The sequence below is a fragment of the Pseudomonas antarctica genome (assembly GCF_001647715.1).
GTDB classification, from domain to species: Bacteria; Pseudomonadota; Gammaproteobacteria; order Pseudomonadales; family Pseudomonadaceae; genus Aquipseudomonas; species Aquipseudomonas antarctica_A.
Map to the genome: position 1 here is coordinate 2170049 of NZ_CP015600.1, position 21746 is coordinate 2191794.

Genomic DNA, 21746 nt, shown 5'->3' on the forward strand with positions numbered 1-21746 from the left:
AGAGATATTACCCGTTATATAGATATTCGTTCAGGTTCTATGATGGTTTCAACCTCATGCGAGGAAGAGGATTACCATCATGACCTGCTCCAATAGCATCAGCTATAAACCCTTCAGTCACTTGACCCGTCCTCGGGAAGTGATTCGCCAGTTCACCCCCAACTGGTTTGCCGCGACCATGGGCACCGGCGTGCTGGCGTTGGCCTTGGCCCAATTGCCCGTCAGTGTGCCCGGCTTGCACGCCATTGCCGAAGGGCTTTGGATGTTCACCATTGGCCTGTTTGTCCTGTTCAGCCTCTTGTATGCCGCCCGTTGGGTGATGTTCTTCAACGAGGCGCGGCGGATTTTCGGGCACTCCACGGTTTCGATGTTCTTCGGCACCATCCCGATGGGCCTGGCGACGATTCTCAATGGCTTGCTGCTGTTCGGCCTGCCACGCTGGGGCAGCGATGTCATACCGTTGGCTGAAGCGATGTGGTGGTTGGATGTGGCGATGGCCCTGGCTTGCGGTGTACTGATCCCGTTCATGATGTTCACCCGCCAGGAACACAGCATCGACCAGATGACGGCCGTGTGGCTGTTGCCCGTGGTCGCGGCCGAAGTCGCTGCCGCCAGCGGTGGCCTGCTGGCGCCGCACCTGGTCGACGCCCATGCGCAACTGGTGATGCTGGTGACCAGCTACGTGTTGTGGGCGTTTTCCCTGCCGGTGGCGTTCAGCATCCTGACCATCCTGATGTTGCGCATGGCCCTGCACAAACTGCCCCACGCAAATATGGCTGCGTCGAGCTGGTTGGCGCTGGGCCCCATCGGCACCGGCGCCCTCGGCATGCTGCTGCTGGGCGGCGATGCACCGGCGATCTTCGCGGCCAACGGCTTGCCCGGTGTCGGCGAGATGGCCAACGGCCTTGGCCTGGTGGCGGGCATCACCCTGTGGGGTTTCGGCTTGTGGTGGATGCTGATCGCCGTGTTGATTACCCTGCGGTACCTGCGTGCGGGCATTCCGTTCAACCTCGGCTGGTGGGGTTTTACCTTCCCATTGGGGGTTTACGCCTTGGCCACGCTGAAGCTTGCGAGCGTATTGCACCTGGGTTTCTTCAGTGTGTTTGGCACTGTGCTGGTGGTGGCATTGGCGCTGATGTGGCTGATCGTCGCCAAGCGCACCGTGCAGGGCGCCTATAAAGGTGAGCTTTTTGTTTCGCCTTGCATTGCGGGGCTAGGGAATAAGTAAGCGAGATTAGGTAAAGTCGTGGCCTGACAATCCAAGCCTTCAGGCCACGCAGGAACACGGACGATGAGCCACCCCTCACAATTCACCTTGCTGCGAACACGGCGTTTCCTGCCGTTTTTCGTTACCCAGTTACTGGGCGCCTTCAACGACAATATCTTCAAGCAATCGCTGATCCTGGCGATTCTCTACAAACTCACCCTCGACGGTGACCGCTCCATCTGGGTCAACCTGTGCGCCCTGCTGTTTATCCTGCCGTTTTTCCTGTTCTCGGCGCTGGCCGGGCAATTTGGCGAGAAATTCAACAAGGACGCATTGATCCGTGCGATCAAGATCGGTGAGATCGTGATCATGGCCGTAGGCGCCACGGGCTTCCTGTTCAATCACCTGGAACTGATGCTGCTGGCGCTGTTTGCCATGGGCACGCACTCGGCGCTGTTCGGCCCGGTCAAGTACTCGATCATGCCCCAGGCCCTGCACGACGATGAGCTGGTGGGCGGTAACGGCCTGGTGGAAATGGGCACGTTCCTGGCGATCCTGGCCGGCACCATTGGCGCCGGGATCATGATGTCGTCCACCCATTACGCGCCGATTGTGGCGACGGCGATTGTCGGTGTGGCGGTGCTGGGTTACCTGGCCAGCCGCAGCATTCCGCGCGCGGCGGCGTCTACGCCAGAGCTGCGGCTGAACTGGAATATTTTCAGCGAATCCTGGGCCACCCTGCGTTTGGGCCTGGGGCAGACGCCGGCAGTGTCGCGCTCGATTGTCGGCAACTCGTGGTTCTGGTTTGTCGGCGCGATCTACCTGACGCAGATCCCGGCTTACGCCAAGGAATGGTTGTACGGCGACGAAACCGTGGTGACGCTGATCCTCACGGTGTTCTCGGTGGGTATCGCGCTGGGCTCGATGCTTTGCGAAAAGCTCTCAGGTCGCAAGGTGGAAATCGGCCTGGTGCCGTTCGGTTCATTTGGTCTGACCGTGTTTGGCCTGCTGCTGTGGTGGCACTCCGGCGGCTTCCCGCAGAACGTCCAGGCGAACGATTGGCTGGCGGTGCTCGGTTACGGACAGGCGTGGTGGGTGCTGTTCGATATCCTTGGGCTGGGTGTGTTCGGCGGCTTTTATATCGTGCCGCTGTATGCGCTGATTCAGTCGCGCACCGCCGAGAACGAGCGCGCGCGGGTGATCGCAGCCAACAATATTCTCAACGCACTGTTCATGGTGGTCTCGGCGATCGTGTCGATCCTGTTGCTGAGTGTGGCCAAGCTGTCGATCCCGGAGCTGTTCCTGGTGGTGTCGCTGCTCAACATTGCGGTCAACACCTACATCTTCAGGATCGTCCCCGAGTTCACCATGCGTTTCATGATCTGGCTGCTCAGCCATTCCATGTACCGGGTGGAGCATCGCAATCTGCAACTGATTCCGGATGAAGGCGCAGCCTTGCTGGTGTGCAACCACGTGTCGTTCGTCGATGCGCTGTTGATCGGTGGCGCAGTGCGTCGGCCGATTCGCTTTGTGATGTACTACAAAATCTACCGTTTGCCGGTGCTGAACTTTATCTTCCGTACGGCCGGGGCGATTCCGATTGCCGGGCGTAACGAAGATATCCAGATCTACGAAAAGGCTTTCACGCGGATTGCCCAGTACCTGAAAGAAGGGGAGCTGGTGTGCATCTTTCCGGAAGGCAAATTGACGGCCGACGGTGAGATGAATGACTTCCGTGGCGGCGTGACGCGCATTCTCGAAGAGACACCGGTGCCGGTGATTCCGATGGCGTTGCAGGGGCTGTGGGGGAGTTTCTTCAGTCGCGATCCGAACAAGGGGTTCTTTCATCGGATCTGGTCGCATGTCACGTTGGTGGCGGGCGAGCCTGTTGCGGTGGAGGCGGCGACGCCTGCGCAGTTGCAGGAGCGAGTAGGGGTGTTGCGGGGGAGTGTCAGGTAGTTTTTTGTTGCCTGTCAGGGCCCCTTCGCGAGCAAGCCCGCTCCCACAGTTGACCGAGTTGTTCATGCGAACGCGGTTGAGTGTGGGAGCGCGCTTGCTCGCGAAAGCGATAGTGGCTCAGGCGCTGATCTTGAGGCCTACCAACCCGCAAATGATCAACGCCACACTCGCCAACCGAAACAACGCCATGGATTCCCCAAACAGGATAATCCCGGCGATTACCGTGCCCACCGCGCCCACACCCGTCCAGATGGCATAGGCGGTGCCCAGCGGCAGTTCCTTCATGGCCAGCCCCAGCAGGCCGAGGCTGATAGCCATGGCGGCAATGGTCAGGGCCGTTGGCAGCGGTTTGCTGAAACCGTCGGTGTACTTCAGGCCGACCGCCCAGCCGACTTCAAACAGCCCGGCAAAAAACAGAATGATCCAGGACATGATGACCTCCAAACTATAGCTGGGGTCGTCCCCGGAATTAGCGCTTGAAAGCGTCGCGAGGTCGTCCCCGCGAAGCTCGGTAGAGTGCCGAATATTGATCAGGCGATCAAGTTTTTGGCGTGTTCTGCAAAGCGCGACGGTCTTCCTTTTCGCTCATTCTGCGGAAGTAAGTCGACAGCAAAGCCCCGGAAATATTGTGCCAGACGCTGAACAGCGCACTCGGCACCGCCGCCAGCGGCGAAAAGTGCGCGCTGGCCAGTGCGGCGCCCAGCCCGGAGTTCTGCATGCCCACTTCCAGCGCCAGCGATTTGCGCTGTGCCAATGGCAGCTTGAACAACCGACCGGTGAAGTAGCCCAGCAGGTAGCCAAAGCTGTTGTGCAACATCACCACGGCCATGATCAGCAGGCCGGACTCGGCGATCTTCGCCTGGCTCGCCGCAACCACCGCCGCGACAATGATCACGATGCTGACCACCGACACCAGCGGCAACACCTCCACGGCATGGCGGACCCGCTCGCCGAGCACACGTTGCGCCACCACGCCGAGCACGATCGGCAGCAGCACCACTTGCAGGATCGACCAGAACAACTCCATGAACGACACCGGCAGCCAGGCCGACGCCAGCAGCCAGATCAACGCCGGTGTGAGCAGCGGGGCGAGGAGGGTGGTGACGGCGGCGATTGCCACCGACAGCGCCAGGTCGCCCCGCGCCAGCCAAGTCATCACGTTGGACGACGTGCCGCTTGGGCAGCAGCCGACCAGAATCACGCCGACGGCAATTTCCGGCGGCAGGTGGAACGCCTGGCACAGCAACCAGGCCACGCCCGGCATGATCACAAAGTGCGCGACTACGCCGAGTGCGACGCGCCACGGGTGGCGGGCGACCTCGGCGAAATCTTCAAGTTTTAAGGTCAGCCCCATGCCGAACATCACCAGGCCCAACAGCGGCACGATGGCGCCTTTGAGGCCAATGAACCAGCTGGGCTCAAGGAAGGCGAGGACCGCGAAAACCAGCACCCAGTAGGCGAAGGTATTGCCGACAAAGCGACTCAAGGCGGCGAGAGCACGCATGGGGATGTCCTTGTTATCAGGTAAGTTCGGGAGTGCTGATGTTTGCTTGGAAACCCAATCAAATGTGGGAGCGGGCTTGCTCGCGAATGCGGTGAATCAGTCAGCCTATTAAGTGACTGACACTGCGCATTCGCGAGCAAGCCCGCTCCCACATTTTGATCTTCACATGGCTTAGATGCCTTGTGGCGTCTCTTCGCCGCCCAGTGCCTCAACCAACGCCGGCAGGAACTCGCCGAACGTCAGCATCATCAGGGTAAAGCTGGCGTCCAGTTGGCCCAGGGCTTCGTCGCCGCCGTCTTGTTCAGCCTGATCCTGCAGCAGGTCTTCGAACTTCAGGCGCTTGACGGTCATCTTGTCGTCGAGCATGAAGGACAACTTGTCCTGCCAGGCCAGGGACAATTGGGTCACGACTTTGCCGGTGGTCAGGTGCAACTGGATTTCTTCGCTGGTCAGGTCCTGGCGCTTGCAGCGCACAATGCCGCCATCTTCGTGGGTGTCGCGCAGTTCGCATTCGTCGAGGACGAAGAAGTCATCGGCCGGTTTCTGGGTGGTGACCCAGTCGGTCATGATCGCAGTCGGTGCGGTTTTAACCGTCAGCGGGCGTACCGGCAGGGTGCCGATCACTTCGCGCAGGGTCGACAGCAAGTCTTCGGCGCGTTTCGGGCTCGCCGAGTTGACCAGGATCAGGCCCTGTTTCGGCGCGATGGCGGCGAAGGTCGACGAGCGACGAATAAACGCACGCGGCAGGAAGGCCTGGATGATTTCATCCTTGATCTGGTCCCGTTCCTTTTTATAGACCTTGCGCATTTGCTCGGCCTCGATCTCTTCGACTTTCTCTTTCAGTGCGTCACGCACCACGCTACCTGGCAGGATGCGTTCTTCCTTGCGCGCGGCGATCAGCAGGAAGTCACCGCTGACGTGAACCAGGGGAGCGTCTTCACCTTTACCGAAAGGCGCGACGAAACCGTAAGTGGTCAACTCCTGGCTTGCACAAGGGCGCGCCAGTTTGGTGGCCATTGCCGCTTCCAACGCCTCGGCATCAACAGGCAGATCTTGGGTCAGGCGATAGATAAGCAGGTTCTTGAACCACATGGGGTGAGTCTCTCCTTTATACAAAGGGGGGCATTATTCTCTTGATCAGGGCTGAGGCCAACCCTGCCTAAGCCATTGGAAGGCCTCAAAAAAAAGATTTAAGAAAGTGCTTGCCAGACTTAGGGTCGCTCCGTAGAATGCGCGCCACACCGAAGCGAAGGGTGATTAGCTCAGCTGGGAGAGCGTCTGCCTTACAAGCAGAATGTCGGCGGTTCGATCCCGTCATCACCCACCATTCGTTTCAAGTGTTACGCGCAGCGGTAGTTCAGTCGGTTAGAATACCGGCCTGTCACGCCGGGGGTCGCGGGTTCGAGTCCCGTCCGCTGCGCCATATTCGGTAACCTGGAACACTGAACGCCAGGTCACCACAGAAAGCCCGCTCATTGAGCGGGTTTTTTTTGTCCGAAATACGGCAAACAATCACGCAATGAAGTTTTTTAAATAAATTGCATTTAAATCAACACATTACGTTTTTTTGTTGTATGATGCGCCCACACCGAAACGAAGGGTGATTAGCTCAGCTGGGAGAGCGTCTGCCTTACAAGCAGAATGTCGGCGGTTCGATCCCGTCATCACCCACCATTCGCTTCAAGTGTTACGCGCAGCGGTAGTTCAGTCGGTTAGAATACCGGCCTGTCACGCCGGGGGTCGCGGGTTCGAGTCCCGTCCGCTGCGCCATATTCGGTAACCTGGAACACTGAACGCCAGGTCACCACAAGAAGCCCGCTCATTGAGCGGGCTTTTTTTTGCCTGCGATTCAGCGCAGCGACTCAACGGTCGGCGCCACGGCTATTGGCGCAACTTCGCGTCGGCTCAGGAACACAAAGACCACCGCCGCTGTAGACAGGGTGAGTCCTGCCAGCAATTGCAGCAAGGTATTGAAGCCCGCAAGGTAGGCTGTGCGCAGCAATTCCAGTGGGATGTTTGCACTGGCGTCTCGGACGTCACCCATGACCAACTGCTGGGCAAGCACTGCCGCGTCCTGCGCAGTGCCTGCGGGCAGATGATGGGCAACCAGTGCGCTCAACACGGCAACCGTGATTGCCAGCGCCACCCCTTCACTGGCGACTCGGGTTGTATTGAAAATGCCTGCCGCCATGCCCGCGCGCTCCTTGGGTACCACACTGATCGCCAGGCCATCCATCAAACCCCACGGCAAGCCCGTGCCGATCCCGATGACCAGCAGTGCGGCGACGGTCTGCAACGGCTGGCCGATCCTGGCCAGGCTCAACCCGTACAAGCCCGCAGCCGCAATCAACAGGCCAACGGCGCACAGTACGCCCGCCGACAGCCAGCGTGTCAGCGTTGCGGCAATAATCGGTACGACCAGCATGGGTGCGGACAGCGCCAGCATCATTAAACCCGCCTCAAATGCGCTGGCGCCTTCGACACCCATAAACCGCAGCGGTAACAGTACGATCAGGACGATGTAGCAGTAACAGGTGCCGATCGGCAGCAACTGCACACCAATAAAGCGCCCAAAGCGAAACAGCCGCAGGTCGAGCATCGGTTGGCTCGTATGATTTTCAACCCGAATAAATACCAGCAAAAACACCGCTGCTGCCGCCAGCAGATACCGGGTAGTTGCTGAGCCCCAACCGTGTTCCGGTGCCAGAATGACCGCCGTGGTCAAGCTCACCAGCATGGCCGAAAAGGTCAGCACGCCGGCCACGTCCAGGTGCAGCGCCTGCGGGTCGCGGCTCTCACGCATGTTGGGCACGGCGAACAGCAGTGAGAGCCCCGCCAGCAATGCCGTGCCCAGGAAAATCGCGCGCCAGCCCCAGTGTTCGATCAGCAGCCCCGACAGCAGCGGGCCAAACGCCAGGCCCGCGCCGAAAGTAGTGCCCAGCAGGCTGAAGGCACGCGTCCTGGCATGGCCATCAAACACCTGTGCCAGCGCCGCACAGCCACTGGCCAACGCAATGGCCGCCGCAACGCCTTGCACCCCGCGCACTATATCCAGCCAAAGAATGCCCGGCGCCACGGCCAGCAGCAGGGAGGCCACGGTAAACAGCGCCATGCCCCACAAGAACAAGCGCTTGCGCCCATAGCGGTCGGCGAGGGTGCCGGCGGCCATCAACAAACTGCCGAAACTGAGCATGAACGCGTTGGTGACCCACACCAGTTGCGTGGGGTGGGCGGCAAATGCCTGGCCGATAAACGGCGTCGCCACCGCGCCGCCGGTAAAGCTCATGGGCAGCACCAGGGCTGCCAGGCAAATGGCTGCCAGAATCGAATAGCGACCATGGGCGGGTTCGACTGTGTTCATCGCGTACATTCCTAACGTTCTATGAAGATAAAGACTCTAATCAGGATGTAATTACCGATAAACAGGCCTACATTCCGTTCATAGCGGACGATGAGGATGTAATGGTGTGACCGATAATCTCAGTGGTGTGATCGCCTTCGTGAAAACCGCAGAAGCACTCAGCTTCACAGGCGCGGCGCGGGCGATGGGGATTTCCGCCTCGGCAGTGGGCAAAAATGTGGTCAAGCTGGAGGCATCGTTGAATGTCCGGCTGTTGCACCGCAGCACGCGTAAGGTCAGCCTGACTGCCGAAGGTCAATTGTTCTACGATCGTTGTCGGAAAATTCTCGATGACCTGCAGGACGCCCGCGCCATGCTTTCCCATGCCATGCAGGCCCCGCGCGGCAAATTGCGGGTCAGCCTGCCCACCATCGGCTATCGCTTCCTCTTTCCCCACCTGCTCGCGTTCAGGCAAGCCTATCCGGAGATTGAGTTGGAGCTGGATTTCAACGACCTCCTGGTGGATGTGATAGAGGAGGGCTTCGACGTGGTGATTCGCAGCGGCGGCCTCGCCGATTCGACGTTGATGGCCCGTAAACTCGGACCTTTTCGCTTTTTACTGTGCGCATCACCCAAATACTTGCGGGCTAACGGGCGTCCGGAAACCCTCGGTGATCTTGAGCGCCATCAGTGCCTGCGTTATCGCTTTGCAACCACCGGCAAAATCATGGAATGGACCTTGTCCGCCAACTCGGCGATCACCCAATTACGCCTGCCTACTGCGCTGACCTTGAACAACATGGAAGCCATGCTCATGGCCGCCACCGATGGGCATGGCATAGCCTACGTGCCGGACTTTCTGGCCCGGGACGCGCTGGCGCAGGCGCAGCTGGAAACCGTGCTGGACGGGCACTCCGATGACCAGGGACAGTTCTGGGCGCTGTGGCCCTCGAGCCAGCATCTCTCGCCAAAAATCCGCGTATTTGTGGACTTTGTCGCCGAACGCCTTTTTACAACCCCATCAACCGATACCCCACCTGCAACTCGGTAATGAAATGCTGCGGCTGCGCCGGGTCCTCTTCCAGCTTTTGCCGTAAGTGCGCCATGTGCACCCGCAAATAGTGGGCGCGGTCCACGTAATCCAGGCCCCACACTTCCAGCAATAATTGCCGGTGGGTCAGCACCCGGCTCTGGCCGCGAATCATCGCGCAGAGCAGGCGGTATTCGATGGGGGTGAGATGCACAGGCTGGCCCTGGCGCCATACCTCGTGGGTCGAGAGGTCGACTTCAATCTCGCCAAACGCGACCTTGCTGGTGGCTGCCACGGTGCCGGTCTGACCATGCCTGCGCAGTTGGGCGCGGATGCGTGCGAGCAACTCGGGCACACCAAACGGCTTGGTCAGGTAATCATCGGCACCTGCGTCCAGGGCGGCAACTTTCTCTTCTTCGCGATCACGCGCCGACAACACCAGAATCGGCACTGCCAACCAACCGCGCAGTTCGCTGATCAATTGTTTGCCGTCGCCATCCGGCAGGCCGAGGTCGACGATCACCAGGTCCGGTTGACGGCTGGCGGCATGGATCAGCGCGCGTTTGACGCTGTCGGCCTCGAACACCTGAAAACCTTCATCTTGCAGGGCGATCCCGACGAAGCGGCGGATATTGGCTTCGTCTTCAACAATCAAAATGCGTGCGGTGCTCATAAGGCTTCCATGGGCGGGGGTGTGCCTGCCGGTAAAGTGATGATGAAGTGCATGCCGCATGCCTCAACGGCGTTGGCTTCGATGCGCCCGCCGTGGGCTTCGACGATGCGTTTGGCCAGTGCCAGGCCCAGGCCGATGCCAGCGACGGATGATTCCTGCTGGCCGCGCGTGAAGGGTTCGAACAAGTTGGCCGGCGCCCGGCCCGGGCCGTTGTCGCTGACGTCCAGCACAATGGTGTCCGCAGCAGAGCGGGCGGCGACGGTAATGCTGCTGCCTGGCGGGGTGTATTTGGCGGCGTTGTCCAACAGGTTGACCAGCACCCGTTCGATCAACAGCGCGTCGATTTCCACCAGTGGCAACCGCGGGTCCAGTGCGGTGTGCACGCAGTGTTGCGCCAGAGGTTCACGTAACTGGCGCAGTGCGCTGCCGACGATTTCTTCCAGCGAATGCCACTGCCGGTTCAGGCGCACACCGCGTTCCTGCATGCGGGCCATGTCCAGCAGGTTTTCGATCAGCCGCTGCATTGACGTCGCTTGTTCATGGATGCCGTGCAGCAACTCGGTCAGCGGGCCTGGTGGGGCGTGGGGCAGGGCGGTGTCGGCGGCACCGATCAGGGTGGTCAAAGGGGTACGCAGGTCGTGGGATATTGCCGCGAGCAGGGTGTTGCGCATCTTCTCGCCTTCCATCTGCACCAGCGTGCTTTGCGCGACTTCGACGAAATGCACCCGCTCCAGCGCAATCGCCAACTGGCTCATGCAGGCTTCCAGCAGGCGGCGCTCCTGCGGATCGCTCAAGCGTTCGCTCTGGGCCAGCTCCAGCACCAGCACGCCGCGTACGCGCATCGGTGCCTTGAGCGGCAAGTAACACCCTTTGGCCGCCGACAAGGTGTCGGTGCCGTGACCGGCGGCCTGGCCGTGGTCGTAGGTCCATTGGGCGATGCTCTCGTCAATCGGCAACCCGCCCGCGCCCACGCTGTGCACGCCGTCGGCGGCGTCCGGCAGCGCCAGGCCGACGCGTGCTTCGAATACACCGCTGAAGGTACGCAGCGCGACTTCACTGATTTGCTCCACCGTCAGCGCCGCCGACAGGTCGCGAGCCAGTCGCGCCAATGAGGTGGCGCGCCGTTCGCGCGCGGCGGCGGTGCGTGCTTCGTGGCGCAGACGCGCAGTGAGTTGCCCGGTGATCAGGGCGATGCCGAGCATCAGTGCAAAGGTGAAGAAATACTGGGTGTCAGTGACGGTAAACGAGTAGCGCGGCTGCACGAAAAAGAAGTCGAAACACAGCACCGCCAGCATCGCGGCCCAGACGCCCGGGCCACGTCCGTAACGCAGGGCCACCAACACCACGGTGAGCAAAAACAGCATGACGACGTTGGCCAGGTCGAACACTTGCAGCAGCAATGCAGCAATGGCGCTGGCGGCGAAACAGGCGAGTGTGGCCCACAGATAGGCCAGGGCTCTGCCCGGTGCAGGTGTCGGTTTTTCGATGGCAGGCGCAGGCCCCGGTACTGCACCGTGGGCTATCACGATCTGATCAATCTGCGGGTGATTGCGGCTGATCCGGTCGCTGACCGACTGATGCCAGAACCGCCACGCCTGGCGCGGATGGTGGCCGAGCACCAGGCGATTGGCGTTGTGCTCACGGGCACAGGCGACCAGCGCGTCGGCGACGTCCATGCCCGGCAGTGTTGCCGTGTCGGCGCCGAATTCGCTGGCCAGGGTCAGGGTTTTCATGGCCGTCAGATAGCGCTTGGCGCCGCGGCCCTGGGCTGATGCGACATGCACCACGATCCAGTCCGCTTCGAGTTTTTGCGCCAGGCGCGCGGCTTCGCGCACCAGGCGCTCATCGCCCGCGTCGCCCGCTACACCCACCAGCAGCCGTTCGCGCGCGGGCCATAAGGCTTTGATTGACTGTTCGCGGCGGTATACGCGCATCTGCGTGTCGACCCGGTCCGCTGTGCGCCGCAGCGTCAGTTCACGCAGGGCCAGCAGGTTGCCCTTACGGAAGAAATGTTTTGAGGCCCGTTCGGCGTGTGGGCCGAGGTAGACCTTGCCGTCCTTGAGGCGTTGCAGCAGATCATCGGGCGGCAGGTCGATCACCACCACTTCGTGGGCGTTATCGAAGACGTGATCGGGCACGGTTTCACGCACGCGGATGCCGATGATTCCACTGACCAGATCATTCAGGCTTTCCAGGTGCTGGACGTTGAGGCTGGTCCACACGTCAATACCGGCGCCGAGCAATTCTTCTACGTCTTGCCAGCGTTTGGGGTGACGCGAGCCGGGCACGTTGCTGTGGGCCAGTTCGTCCACCAGCACCACGGCGGGGTGCCTGTGCAAGGCGGCGTCGAGGTCGAATTCGCTGAGCGCGAAGTCGCGGTGCAGCAGGGCGGCGCGCGGCAGTTGTTCGAGGCCATCGAGCAGCGCCGCGGTTTCCGCGCGGCCATGGGTTTCCACCACGCCGGCGAGTACGTCACGGCCCAGGGCGACTTCGCGTTGCGCCGCTGCGAGCATCGCACAGGTCTTGCCCACCCCAGCATTTGAGCCGAAGTAGATACGCAATTTGCCGCGCAAGGCGGCCTGTTCTTCCAGCTGTACCCGGGCCAATAGGGCGTCGGGGTCGGGGCGTTCGTCGTTTAATGCGGGCATGTCATTCCTGTTGAATACAACACATTTAACGGTGGGAGCTGGCAAGCCAGCTCCCACAGTTGAGTGACGGTGTGGCTTACACCAAGCCCAACCCGCTGAGCAGCATGTCGATCAACTTGATCCCGGCGAACGGCACCAGCACACCGCCCACGCCGTAGATCAACAGGTTGCGATTGAGCAACGCCGCCGCGCCGATGGCCCGGTAAGTCACGCCGCGCAAGGCCAAGGGGATCAACGCGACAATGATCAGCGCGTTAAAAATCACCGCGCTGAGAATCGCCGAGTTGGGGCTGCTCAGGTGCATCACGTTCAAGGCGCCGAGCTGTGGGTAGGTCGCGACAAACGCGGCCGGGATGATCGCGAAATACTTGGCCACGTCATTTGCCACGCTGAACGTGGTGAGGGCGCCACGGGTCATGAGCATCTGTTTGCCGACCTCGACCACTTCGATCAACTTGGTCGGGTTGCTGTCGAGATCGACCATGTTGCCGGCCTCTTTGGCGGCCTGGGTGCCGCTGTTCATCGCCACCGCTACGTCGGCCTGGGCCAGCGCCGGCGCGTCGTTGGTGCCGTCGCCGGTCATGGCCACGAGCTTGCCCTGGGCCTGGTAGTCGCGGATCAGTTGCAACTTGTCTTCCGGGCGAGCCTCGGCGAGGAAATCATCCACCCCGGCTTCCACCGCAATCGCGGCGGCCGTCAGGCGGTTGTCGCCGGTGATCATCACGGTCTTGATGCCCATACGCCGCAGTTCGGCAAAGCGTTCCTTGATGCCGCCTTTGACGACGTCCTTAAGCTCAACCACACCCAAGGCTTTGGCACCGTCGGACACCACCAGCGGTGTGCTGCCACGCCGTGACACTTCATCGACTTTGGCCTGCAGCGCGGCCGGGAAACTGCCGCCCAAGGCCTCGATGTGGCTGCGAATCGCATCCGCTGCGCCCTTGCGAATCGCCCGGCCTTCCGGCAGGTCGACGCCGCTCATGCGCGTTTGCGCGGTGAAGTGCACGAAGCTGGCGCCCAGGGCGTTGATATCGCGCGCGCGGATGTCGAACTTCTGCTTGGCCAGCACCACGATGCTGCGACCTTCCGGGGTTTCGTCGGCCAGGGACGCCAGTTGCGCGGCATCGGCCAACTCGGCTTCCTTCACGCCCGGTGCCGGCAAAAAGCTGCTGGCCTGGCGGTTGCCCAAGGTGATGGTGCCGGTCTTGTCCAGCAGCAACACATCCACATCGCCTGCCGCCTCGACGGCACGGCCGGAGGTGGCAATGACATTGGCCGACATCATCCGGCTCATGCCTGCCACGCCGATGGCCGAAAGCAGGCCGCCGATGGTGGTGGGGATCAGGCACACCAGCAACGCCACCAACACCGTGGCACTGATCACGCTGCCGCTGCCGCTCATGGCCACGGCGAAGATCGAGTAGGGGCTCAAGGTGGCGATGACCAGCAGGAACAGCAAGGTCAGGCCCACCAGCAAAATCGTCAGCGCGACTTCGTTGGGCGTCTTCTGGCGCTTGGCCGATTCGACCATCGAGATCATGCGGTCCAGGAACGATTCGCCCGGGTTGACGCTGATGCGCACCACCAGCCAATCGGACAGCACGCGTGTGCCGCCGGTGACCGAGGAGAAGTCGCCACCGGCCTCGCGAATCACCGGCGCCGATTCACCGGTGATCGCGCTCTCATCCACCGAGGCCACGCCTTCAATCACCACACCGTCCAGCGGCACCAGGTCGCCGGCTTCGATCAGCACCACGTTGTCCTTGCGCAACAAGCTGGCTTCCATCGGCAACCAGGCTGCGCCATGACGCGGTTGCTGCAGCAACTTGGCCAGGGTCTGGCGTTTCATGCCGCGCAGGCTCGCGGCCTGTGCGCGGCTGCGACCTTCGGCCAGGGCTTCGGCGAAGTTGGCGAACAGCACGGTGAACCACAGCCACAAGGTGATGCTGAGGATAAAGCCGCTGGGCGCTTCACCCTTGCCACCCAGGGACTGGAACCACAGCAAGGTCGTGAGGATGCTGCCCAGGTACACCACGAACATCACCGGGTTTTTCCACTGGGCCTGGGGCAGTAATTTCTTCAGCGCATCGACGCCGGCAGTGAGCACGATGCGCCGATCAAACAGGGGTAAACGAGCATTCTTCATGAGGGACATCTCTTACTCACTGACCGCAATAGAGGGCTGACGCGCATCCAGCGCCAAGTTGAGTTGCAGCACATTCACCCGTGGCTCGCCGAGCAAACCAAGGGTGCGGGCGGCGGTGTGGTCGTTGAGCAGTTGCAGCAGTTCGGTTTCGGGGATCTGCCGCAAGCGCGCCACCCGCGCCAGTTGCAGCCGGGCGTTGGCCACCGAGATGTGCGGGTCCAGGCCCGATGCGGAAGCGGTGACCGCGTCCACCGGTACCGGTGCGTCGGCGGGCAGGCCGTTGTCCTGGCGATAGGCTTTGGCGCGTGCGCTGACCTGGTCCACCAGTTTCTGGCTGGTCGGCCCCAGGTTGCTGGCGCCGCTTGCGCCTGCGTTGTAGGGCTGCGAAACGCTTTTGCTCGGGTCTTGCGGGTCGGTACCGAGGGTCATGCTCGGGCGGCCATGGAAGTACGCGGGCTTGGTGAAATCCTGGCCGATCAGCGCGGAGCCGATCACCAGCCCGTCGCGTTCAATCAGCGAACCCTGCGCCTGAAACGGGAACAACAGTTGCGCCGCCAGTGTGGTGAAGGCCGGGTACGCCAGCCCTGTCAGCAGCATGAAAAACACCGCCGAAACCAGCACCGGGCGCAACAGCCCTTTGAATATCGATTGAGTCGTCATCAACATGTCCTTAGTTGTACGTCTGGCCGGACAGCAACTGCAGTTGCTCCACCAGTGGGCCGAGCGCGAGCGCCGGCAAGAAGGTCAAGCCACCGACCACCAGCACCACGAACACCACCAGCAGCATGAACAGCGGGGTCGCAGTAGGGATGGTGCCGGCGCCGGCAGGCACGGTCTTTTTCATCGCCAGGGAGCCGGCCACAGCGAGCATCGGCAGCATGGTGAAGAAGCGTCCGATCAACATTGCAAGACCGATGGTGGTGTTGAAAAACGGCGTGTTGGCGTTCAGGCCGGCGAAGGCCGAACCGTTGTTGGCGGTGCCGGAGGTGTAGGCGTACAGCACCTCGCTGAAACCGTGGGGGCCGAGGTTGTTCAGGCTGGCCATCGTGTCTGGCCACAGGGCGGCGAGGGCGGTGAAACCAAGAATGCTGATCGGGTGTGCGAGCACCGAGAGCATCACCAGTTTCATCTCTCGGGCCTCGATTTTCTTGCCGAGGAATTCCGGGCTGCGGCCGATCATCATGCCCACCAGGAACACCGTGAGCAGCGCGTACTGGATCAGGTTGATGAAGCCCACGCCGTCACCGCCAAATACGCAGTTGAGCATCATCTGCGCCAGGGGCACGAAGCCGCCCATGGGGGTCAGCGAGTCATGCATGGTGTTGACGGAGCCGGTGGTCGCCGCCGTGGTGGTGGCGATAAACAGGCTGCTGTCGGCGATGCCGAAGCGCAGTTCCTTGCCCTCCATATTGCCGCCGCTTTGCTCAATCGACAGCGTCTGGTTGGCACCGGCCTGGGTCAGCAGCGGGTTGCCGGTCTGTTCGGCGCCATACACCAGCGCCAGGAAGCCGATAAACATCACCAGGAACGTGCCGAAAAACACCCAGCCCTGACGGCGTTGCAGCAGCATGCTGCCGAAGGTGTAGGTCAGCGCCGACGGGATCAACAGCATGCTGAGGATGTGCAGGATGTTGGTCAGCGGTGTCGGGTTTTCGAACGGGTGCGCAGCATTCATGCTGAAGAAACCGCCGCCGTTGGTGCCGATATGCTTGATCGATTCAAAGCTGGCGACCGCACCGACAATCAACTGTTGCTGCGCGCCTTCCAGCGTCGTGGCCAAGGCTTGGGAGGCGAAGGTCTGTGGCATGCCTTGCCACACATACACCAGCGCCATGCCCACGCACAGCGGCAGCATTACCCGGTACAGCGTGCGCGTGAAGTCGACCCAGAAGTTGCCGATATCGGCCGCACTTGAGCGGCTCAATCCGCGAATAAAACCTGCGGCGGCAACGACGCCTGAAGTGGCGCCGACAAACATCAGAAAGGTGATGACGGCCATCTGGCTGAAGTTTGACAGACTGGTTTCACCCGAGTACGCCTGCCAGTTGGTGTTGGTAATAAAGGAGGCGGCAGTGTTGAACGCCAGGTCCGGGGTTTGCGCGGCCAACCCCAGTGGGTTAATCGGCAGCACCGCCTGCAAGCGCAGGACGATATAGCCCAGCAGCATCATCGCCGCGTTCGACAGCAGCAGGGCCGAACCGTAGCGAGCCCAGCCCATGGTTTCCAGTGGGTCGACGCCCAGCAGGCGATAGGTAAAACGTTCCGGCAAGGCATGGCGGGCCCCGGTGAACACCCGGGTCAGCCACTTGCCCATCAGCACGGCAAGCGCGGTCATCAACCCCAGGACCAGCGCAAATTCCAGCAAAGTGCTTAACATGTCGTGGCTCCGTTCAAATCTTGCCCATGGCAACAATGGCCATGGCAGTCGCAACAAAAAACACCAGGGAAAGCCCCATGAACATCACGTCGTACATGGCGAACTCCCTAGAACTTTTCGGCGCGAATGAGGGCGTAGCCCAAGTAAGCGAACAGCCCGACGGCACATAAACCGCTGGCGACATAGATGAAGGTCAGTGTAAGCACGGTGAAACTCCCCTTGTTGAATAAGCCGGCGAGGTTAAGCGTTGGCGTATCAAGCTCGGGCACTGATTACAGGCGGCGGTATTAAGACGGTATATAGAAGGTTTTTGCGCGGACGAACGAAAACAAGGGATAGCCCGATGCCGGGGTATCCCTTGAAAGTCTGGGGTTCTGCTGATTTCAGTGATCAGCTTATTTGGCTTTCTTTTTCTTCTCGCCGCGGGTAGCAAGGTGCTCGAAGCAAAACGCGGCGGTGCCGAAGAGCGCAATCATTGACAGGACGACCATGCCTAAAGTTGAACTTTCCACGATGACTTCCTACGGGTTTTGGGGGTAGGAAGTGACGGTAAAGTGTGCAGCCTTAGTTGCTCAATAGGGACGACGTAATCGTTATGGCGAATAGGCAATCTATACGCCTTCTTTACGCGAAATGGGTCACTGCATCTTTTATATCGAACGCGGTCCAGAGGTGGGAGTTGGCGTGCCTGCGAGGGCAGCCACTCAGTGTGGCTGATACACCGAGGTGCTGGCATTGCCGGCAAGCCAGCGCCCATCGATTACAAGTTACGACTATGCCGATAGTCGCTGATAGCCTCATACACCGCTTTGCGCAGTCGGTTGATTCCGCCAATCGGTCGATGCGCCTCCAGCCCGAACCAAGGGTTGAACGATTGGTTGTCGCAGGCGAGGTTCAAGGCCGGCGTGTCGAAATCCTGCGCGGGGATGTTCACCTTGGCCACCGTTTCATAAGGCGCGTCGCTTTCCTTCCATTCGATACTGGTGTCTTCGATCGGCATGAACTTCTGCGGGTTCTGCCGCTGAATCTGCAACACAAAACACGCCGGCACTCGGTCGGTGGACAGTTGCTGATTCAAGGCGCTGCGCAGGAAATTCGGCAGGTCCTGATTCTGTTTTGGCAGCACATAGTCCGGGCAGTTTTGCGGATCGGGTGCGACGCGAAACTTGGCATTCGCCGCACCAAATTTGTAGGGCGAAACTGAAAAGTACGTGGTCTGCGTCGGGCTGGCCGGTGGCGGCGCCAGGGTCGCCAGGGCGATAAACAAGTGGCGCACCTGCCAGCTGCGTGGGTCGACGTTGGGGAAGAACGCCAGGACTTTCTTGCCATCGGCCTGGGCGCCGATGTTTTGCGCGTACTCCGCTACGTCGCTGACAAAGAAGTTCGGGTGGCTGAACATCACAAAGTCTTGCTCGGTGCGTGTTTGCTGGTCCGCCATCAGCTGTTTGCCCGGTACATCCAGCAGCTTGATTGCCATGCCCCGCGCATCACGGATGCTGTCGAACTGCGGATAGGCGTTGCCGTTGGACAAGCGCATCAGCGCTTGCCAGGTTCTGCCCGGCTCGGCGAAAACGCCCTGGCGCAAGGCCGGATCAAGGTCCTTCAACACACTGACTTCGGCCTTCACACAGCCATGCGCCTTGGCGTGCGCATCACGCAGGTAGCGGGTGCCTTCGCGATGCTGGTCGACGATACGCACCGCCGTCTGAATGATGCCCTGGCTCATGGTCGCTTCACCGGGCGGGACCTGCTCGTCCGGTGAAACCGGGCCACTGTGTTGCCAGGCAAACCAGGCCGTTGCCACCAGCCAGCCCAGCAGTCCCAGGCCCACCAGCCACAACAGGGTTTTACCCAGAAATGCGCCGAGGCGCAGCCACAGACGTGCGAGCATCGAAGGTTGCTTGTATTGAGATCGGATCATCATGGCAGTTGTTGCTCCAGCGGGCCGCCCAGCACTTTGAGGTATTCCAGCAGCGCCCAACGTTCCTGCGGCAGCAGGGCGCGGCCGATCACGCCATTGCCACGCTTGCCGTCACGGAATTCGTGACCGCTGTTGTGGTTGCCGGTGATTGTGGTATCGAACACAAAGGCATTTTTGAAGGCGCCAGTCTCAAAGCCCAGGTGGCGCGGGTCGTAGTTGAACGTGCCTTTGTAGAAGGTGGTGCTGCGCTCGTCCTGAGGCGAGAGCAATTGGAAGATCGTGGGTACTGAGCCGTTATGCAGGAACGGCGGGGTGGCCCACACGCCGGCCAATGGCCGCGCGTTGTAGGCGCGCAACTCGCGCACGCCAATGGGCAGGCCGAACCCGTCCAGGCTTGGGCGTTCGGCCGGGGTCACGCCGGCCGCACGGTAGGCGTGGTCCTCGACGAAGGCGGTGACGTAGGCGAGGCCCTGGGCAACCGACATTTTGTGCAGATCCAGCGGGGCGCTCGGCTTGGGGTGCAACTCGACGTTGAGCGTGGCCAATTCCGCCGCGTCCCATTGCAGGGCGCTGAGGTCGTAGCGCTGATCGGCGATGTTAGTGGCGGCGCTGGGGTCGGTGCCGATGTATTCCACAGGCAGCATCTTCAGTTGCTGCACCGGGCGACCATTGACCTGATTGACGGCGGGCACGTGGCAGCCGGCACAGTTCTCGGCGAACAGTGCACGGCCTTGGGCGGCGAGGGGCTTGTCGACGGCACCGAACAGGTCTTCCGGCCAGGCGGGTGGTTTGAGGCGTTGCAGGGTCTCCTCGATTCGGTTGAGGTCACGCACCCGTACGCTCGATGGGTAGCGCGCAACGCCCTGAAGGGGCTGGCCGGCGCTGTCGAAGAAATCCAGGGTGGCGCCAACGCCAAGGGCTTCACCGATATTGCGCGCCATGGGTTGCTGGGCTGAGCCGTTCCACTGCACCCAGTCGAAGGTCCAGATATCCCACAGGTGTGGGTAGTCCACCGGCGCATTGGCGACGCGATAATTCTCTGCTGAAATGGCGTCGCCGAAGCTGGCATTGGCGATGCGGCCAAACGCATCGGTGCGCCCCGGCCCTTCTTCGGTAGGGTAGAGGCCGCGGTGGGTGTCGTTCCAGGCAACGCTGAGGAACTGGTTCAGCGACGCTTTGAAGTCCTGACGCAATTGTTGCTTGTTGTGCTCGTCATAGTCGTGACCGAGCACGCTGCGGGAGAAACGGTCGAACTTCCACGGCAGGTAATAGGTGGCGGCAAGACTGGCCACCAGGGCTTGGCCGAAACTGCCGCCACGCAGGGTCGGCACGCTGGAGGGCAGCACATGCTGGGCCGAGCCGCCGTCGATGCGCAGGGCCTGGTTTTTGAAGTGCAATTCGCCGGTATGGCAGGCGGCGCAGGTGATATCCAGGTATTCAACATTGCTGCCGGCGTTCTGGTGCCGGGCGAAACCTACCGGCAGGTTGCCGGGGTTCTGCGCGGTAGGGACTTGCTTGGGATCGACCAGGAAACCAAAGCGCGCGAGGTATTCGGGCGTGGCAAAACGCTGCTCCGAAAACGGCAGTTCCAGAGCGGTGAACCAGTTGTAATGCAGGCCTTTTACCTGGGTGCCCTGAGGCGTGAAGTAATACGTCTGGCGATCAGCCGCACTCCATTGGTCCTGGTAGTGCACCTGCTCCACGGGCACGTAGTCCGGCAGCTTGGGGTTGGCGGTGTAATAGAGCACCACGGTGAGGGCAATGCCCAGTACTGCAAGTATCAGGAGTAAAACACGGGAAAAAATGCGCAAGATAACTATCCTTGTCGAGTTGTAGCGTTCTTATGCCATTGCGCCACAGGTGCGGCAAGTGGCCAGTAGGCTGTTAGAGGCAGTCCGCGATCCTTCGCGGAACGTCATAATGAATGAAAATGCTTTTAAACACGTGAACTTATCAGAAGTTTCCTGCTCAGATGCCGGTAGCCATTGGTCGTGGCCGCCTGATAAGCTCGCGACTTTACTCGAATGCCCTTTTGGCGCACGAACAAGGAAATAGCATGAAACAGCATCGGTTGGCGGCGGCGGTGGCCCTGGTTAGCCTGGTACTTGCGGGTTGTGATTCGCAGACCAGCGTAGAGCTGAAAACCCCGGCGCAGAAAGCTTCCTACGGCATCGGCCTGAACATGGGCAAAAGCCTTGCTCAAGAAGGCATGGATGACCTGGACTCCAAAGCAGTAGCCCAGGGCATCGAAGATGCCGTTGGCAAGAAAGAACAGAAGCTCAAAGACGACGAGCTGGTTGAAGCGTTTGCCGCACTGCAGAAGCGTGCTGAAGAACGCATGACCAAAATGAGCGAGGAGTCGGCAACCGCCGGCAAGAAATTCCTTGAAGAAAACGCCAAGAAAGACGGCGTAGTGACCACGGCTTCCGGTCTGCAGTACAAGATCGTGAAGAAGGCCGATGGCGCTCAGCCTAAGCCGACCGACGTGGTGACTGTTCACTACACCGGCAAGCTCACCAACGGCACTACCTTTGACAGCTCCGTAGATCGCGGTAGCCCGATTGACCTGCCGGTCAGCGGCGTGATCCCGGGTTGGGTCGAAGGCCTGCAACTGATGCACGTGGGCGAGAAGGTCGAGTTGTACATCCCGTCCGACCTGGCCTACGGCGCGCAGAGCCCGAGCCCTGCGATTCCAGCCAACTCCGTGCTGGTATTCGATCTGGAACTGCTGGCCATCAAGGACCCAGCCAAGGCTGAAGCCCCTGACGCTCCTGCTGCTCCGGCTGCCAAGAAGTAATCGGCAGCTGAACACACGACGCCCCGTTTCGACGGGGCGTTGTCGTATCTGGGGTATGGCAAAACCTCGCCAGTCAAACCCGATGCAAATCCAAACGAACCCCTGCAATCTGAAACAGTCTGATATTAGACTCGAGCACGGGTA

General features: G+C 60.8%; 16 protein-coding genes and 4 tRNA genes. 8 read left to right on the forward strand and 12 right to left on the reverse strand.

Annotated features, from left to right (window positions below; translation table 11 throughout):
* Window positions 1-79 precede the first annotated feature (79 nt).
* Together A7J50_RS10060 and A7J50_RS10065 are read left to right on the forward strand one after the other, a co-directional pair.
* The gene (locus A7J50_RS10060) at window positions 80-1228 is read left to right on the forward strand and encodes a TDT family transporter (RefSeq protein WP_064451658.1); all 1149 of its coding nucleotides are present in this window, start codon (window positions 80-82) and stop codon (window positions 1226-1228) included.
* 63 nt (window positions 1229-1291) lie between these two features.
* Entirely contained in the window at window positions 1292-3166 is a 1875-nt protein-coding gene (locus A7J50_RS10065; protein ID WP_064451659.1) for an MFS transporter, read from the forward strand.
* 117 nt (window positions 3167-3283) lie between these two features.
* On the opposite strand, the gene sugE is transcribed toward A7J50_RS10065, so the two are convergent.
* From sugE to rdgC, 3 genes are all read right to left on the reverse strand, one after another.
* The gene (gene sugE, locus A7J50_RS10070; RefSeq protein WP_017136389.1) at window positions 3284-3598 is read right to left on the reverse strand and encodes a quaternary ammonium compound efflux SMR transporter SugE; all 315 of its coding nucleotides are present in this window, start codon (window positions 3596-3598) and stop codon (window positions 3284-3286) included.
* Window positions 3599-3704: 106 nt separating this feature from the next.
* Window positions 3705-4670: a bile acid:sodium symporter family protein gene (locus A7J50_RS10075; RefSeq protein WP_064451660.1), complete on the reverse strand. Its 966-nt coding sequence runs from the start codon at window positions 4668-4670 to the stop codon at window positions 3705-3707.
* A 171-nt stretch (window positions 4671-4841) separates the two neighbouring features.
* The gene (rdgC, locus tag A7J50_RS10080; protein WP_003190130.1) at window positions 4842-5762 is read right to left on the reverse strand and encodes a recombination-associated protein RdgC; all 921 of its coding nucleotides are present in this window, start codon (window positions 5760-5762) and stop codon (window positions 4842-4844) included.
* 159 nt (window positions 5763-5921) lie between these two features.
* Between rdgC and A7J50_RS10085 the strand changes: the two genes are divergently transcribed.
* From A7J50_RS10085 to A7J50_RS10100, 4 genes are all read left to right on the forward strand, one after another.
* A tRNA-Val gene (locus A7J50_RS10085) sits at window positions 5922-5997 on the forward strand.
* A gap of 19 nt (window positions 5998-6016) precedes the next feature.
* Window positions 6017-6093 (forward strand) — tRNA-Asp (locus tag A7J50_RS10090).
* A 175-nt stretch (window positions 6094-6268) separates the two neighbouring features.
* Window positions 6269-6344: transfer RNA gene (locus A7J50_RS10095), tRNA-Val, on the forward strand.
* 19 nt (window positions 6345-6363) lie between these two features.
* Window positions 6364-6440, forward strand: a tRNA-Asp gene (locus A7J50_RS10100).
* Window positions 6441-6519: 79 nt separating this feature from the next.
* On the opposite strand, the gene A7J50_RS10105 is transcribed toward A7J50_RS10100, so the two are convergent.
* Entirely contained in the window at window positions 6520-8031 is a 1512-nt protein-coding gene (locus A7J50_RS10105) for an MFS transporter (RefSeq protein ID WP_156526266.1), read from the reverse strand.
* Between the two features lie 106 nt (window positions 8032-8137).
* Here A7J50_RS10105 and A7J50_RS10110 point away from each other — a divergent pair, with 106 nt between their 5' ends.
* Complete coding sequence (locus tag A7J50_RS10110; protein ID WP_064451662.1) at window positions 8138-9061, forward strand: LysR family transcriptional regulator; 924 nt, start codon at window positions 8138-8140, stop codon at window positions 9059-9061.
* Here A7J50_RS10110 and A7J50_RS10115 read toward each other — a convergent pair.
* The 8 genes from A7J50_RS10115 to A7J50_RS10150 form a co-directional block, all read right to left on the reverse strand.
* Window positions 9021-9713, reverse strand: a complete 693-nt coding sequence (locus A7J50_RS10115; protein WP_064451663.1) for a response regulator — start codon at window positions 9711-9713, stop codon at window positions 9021-9023. The two genes, A7J50_RS10110 and A7J50_RS10115, sit on opposite strands and share 41 nt — an antisense overlap.
* Window positions 9710-12361, reverse strand: coding sequence for a sensor histidine kinase (locus A7J50_RS10120; protein WP_064451664.1), 2652 nt, complete (start codon window positions 12359-12361; stop codon window positions 9710-9712). The genes A7J50_RS10115 and A7J50_RS10120 overlap by 4 nt, the downstream gene beginning before the upstream one ends.
* A 76-nt stretch (window positions 12362-12437) precedes the next feature.
* On the reverse strand, window positions 12438-14507 hold the full coding sequence (gene kdpB / locus A7J50_RS10125; RefSeq protein ID WP_156526267.1) for a potassium-transporting ATPase subunit KdpB: 2070 nt from the start codon (window positions 14505-14507) through the stop codon (window positions 12438-12440).
* Between the two features lie 12 nt (window positions 14508-14519).
* Window positions 14520-15167, reverse strand: a complete 648-nt coding sequence (gene kdpC / locus A7J50_RS10130) for a K(+)-transporting ATPase subunit C (protein WP_064451666.1) — start codon at window positions 15165-15167, stop codon at window positions 14520-14522.
* Window positions 15168-15177: 10 nt separating this feature from the next.
* On the reverse strand, window positions 15178-16884 hold the full coding sequence (kdpA, locus tag A7J50_RS10135) for a potassium-transporting ATPase subunit KdpA (protein WP_064451667.1): 1707 nt from the start codon (window positions 16882-16884) through the stop codon (window positions 15178-15180).
* A gap of 107 nt (window positions 16885-16991) precedes the next feature.
* Complete coding sequence (gene kdpF / locus A7J50_RS10140) at window positions 16992-17090, reverse strand: K(+)-transporting ATPase subunit F (RefSeq protein ID WP_053255293.1); 99 nt, start codon at window positions 17088-17090, stop codon at window positions 16992-16994.
* A 554-nt stretch (window positions 17091-17644) separates the two neighbouring features.
* On the reverse strand, window positions 17645-18808 hold the full coding sequence (locus tag A7J50_RS10145) for a catalase family protein (RefSeq protein WP_082895855.1): 1164 nt from the start codon (window positions 18806-18808) through the stop codon (window positions 17645-17647).
* Window positions 18805-20616 carry a di-heme-cytochrome C peroxidase gene (locus tag A7J50_RS10150; RefSeq protein ID WP_064451668.1) on the reverse strand — a complete coding sequence of 604 codons (1812 nt, stop codon included), beginning with the start codon at window positions 20614-20616 and terminating at the stop codon, window positions 18805-18807. The genes A7J50_RS10145 and A7J50_RS10150 overlap by 4 nt, the downstream gene beginning before the upstream one ends.
* Before the next feature lie 245 nt (window positions 20617-20861).
* Here A7J50_RS10150 and A7J50_RS10155 point away from each other — a divergent pair, with 245 nt between their 5' ends.
* Entirely contained in the window at window positions 20862-21602 is a 741-nt protein-coding gene (locus A7J50_RS10155) for an FKBP-type peptidyl-prolyl cis-trans isomerase (protein ID WP_064451669.1), read from the forward strand.
* Window positions 21603-21746: the final 144 nt, after the last annotated feature.

Coding starts and splice junctions, on each gene's coding strand:
- A7J50_RS10075 (WP_064451660.1), bottom strand. CDS start 4,670: ATGCGTGCTCTCGCCGCCTTGAGTCGCTTTGTCGGCAATACCTTCGCC.
- A7J50_RS10105 (WP_156526266.1), bottom strand. CDS start 8,031: ATGAACACAGTCGAACCCGCCCATGGTCGCTATTCGATTCTGGCAGCC.
- A7J50_RS10060 (WP_064451658.1), top strand. CDS start 80: ATGACCTGCTCCAATAGCATCAGCTATAAACCCTTCAGTCACTTGACC.
- A7J50_RS10120 (WP_064451664.1), bottom strand. CDS start 12,361: ATGCCCGCATTAAACGACGAACGCCCCGACCCCGACGCCCTATTGGCC.
- kdpC (WP_064451666.1), bottom strand. CDS start 15,167: ATGACGACTCAATCGATATTCAAAGGGCTGTTGCGCCCGGTGCTGGTT.
- A7J50_RS10145 (WP_082895855.1), bottom strand. CDS start 18,808: ATGATGATCCGATCTCAATACAAGCAACCTTCGATGCTCGCACGTCTG.
- A7J50_RS10115 (WP_064451663.1), bottom strand. CDS start 9,713: ATGAGCACCGCACGCATTTTGATTGTTGAAGACGAAGCCAATATCCGC.
- A7J50_RS10065 (WP_064451659.1), top strand. CDS start 1,292: ATGAGCCACCCCTCACAATTCACCTTGCTGCGAACACGGCGTTTCCTG.
- kdpA (WP_064451667.1), bottom strand. CDS start 16,884: ATGTTAAGCACTTTGCTGGAATTTGCGCTGGTCCTGGGGTTGATGACC.
- A7J50_RS10155 (WP_064451669.1), top strand. CDS start 20,862: ATGAAACAGCATCGGTTGGCGGCGGCGGTGGCCCTGGTTAGCCTGGTA.
- sugE (WP_017136389.1), bottom strand. CDS start 3,598: ATGTCCTGGATCATTCTGTTTTTTGCCGGGCTGTTTGAAGTCGGCTGG.
- rdgC (WP_003190130.1), bottom strand. CDS start 5,762: ATGTGGTTCAAGAACCTGCTTATCTATCGCCTGACCCAAGATCTGCCT.
- kdpB (WP_156526267.1), bottom strand. CDS start 14,507: ATGAAGAATGCTCGTTTACCCCTGTTTGATCGGCGCATCGTGCTCACT.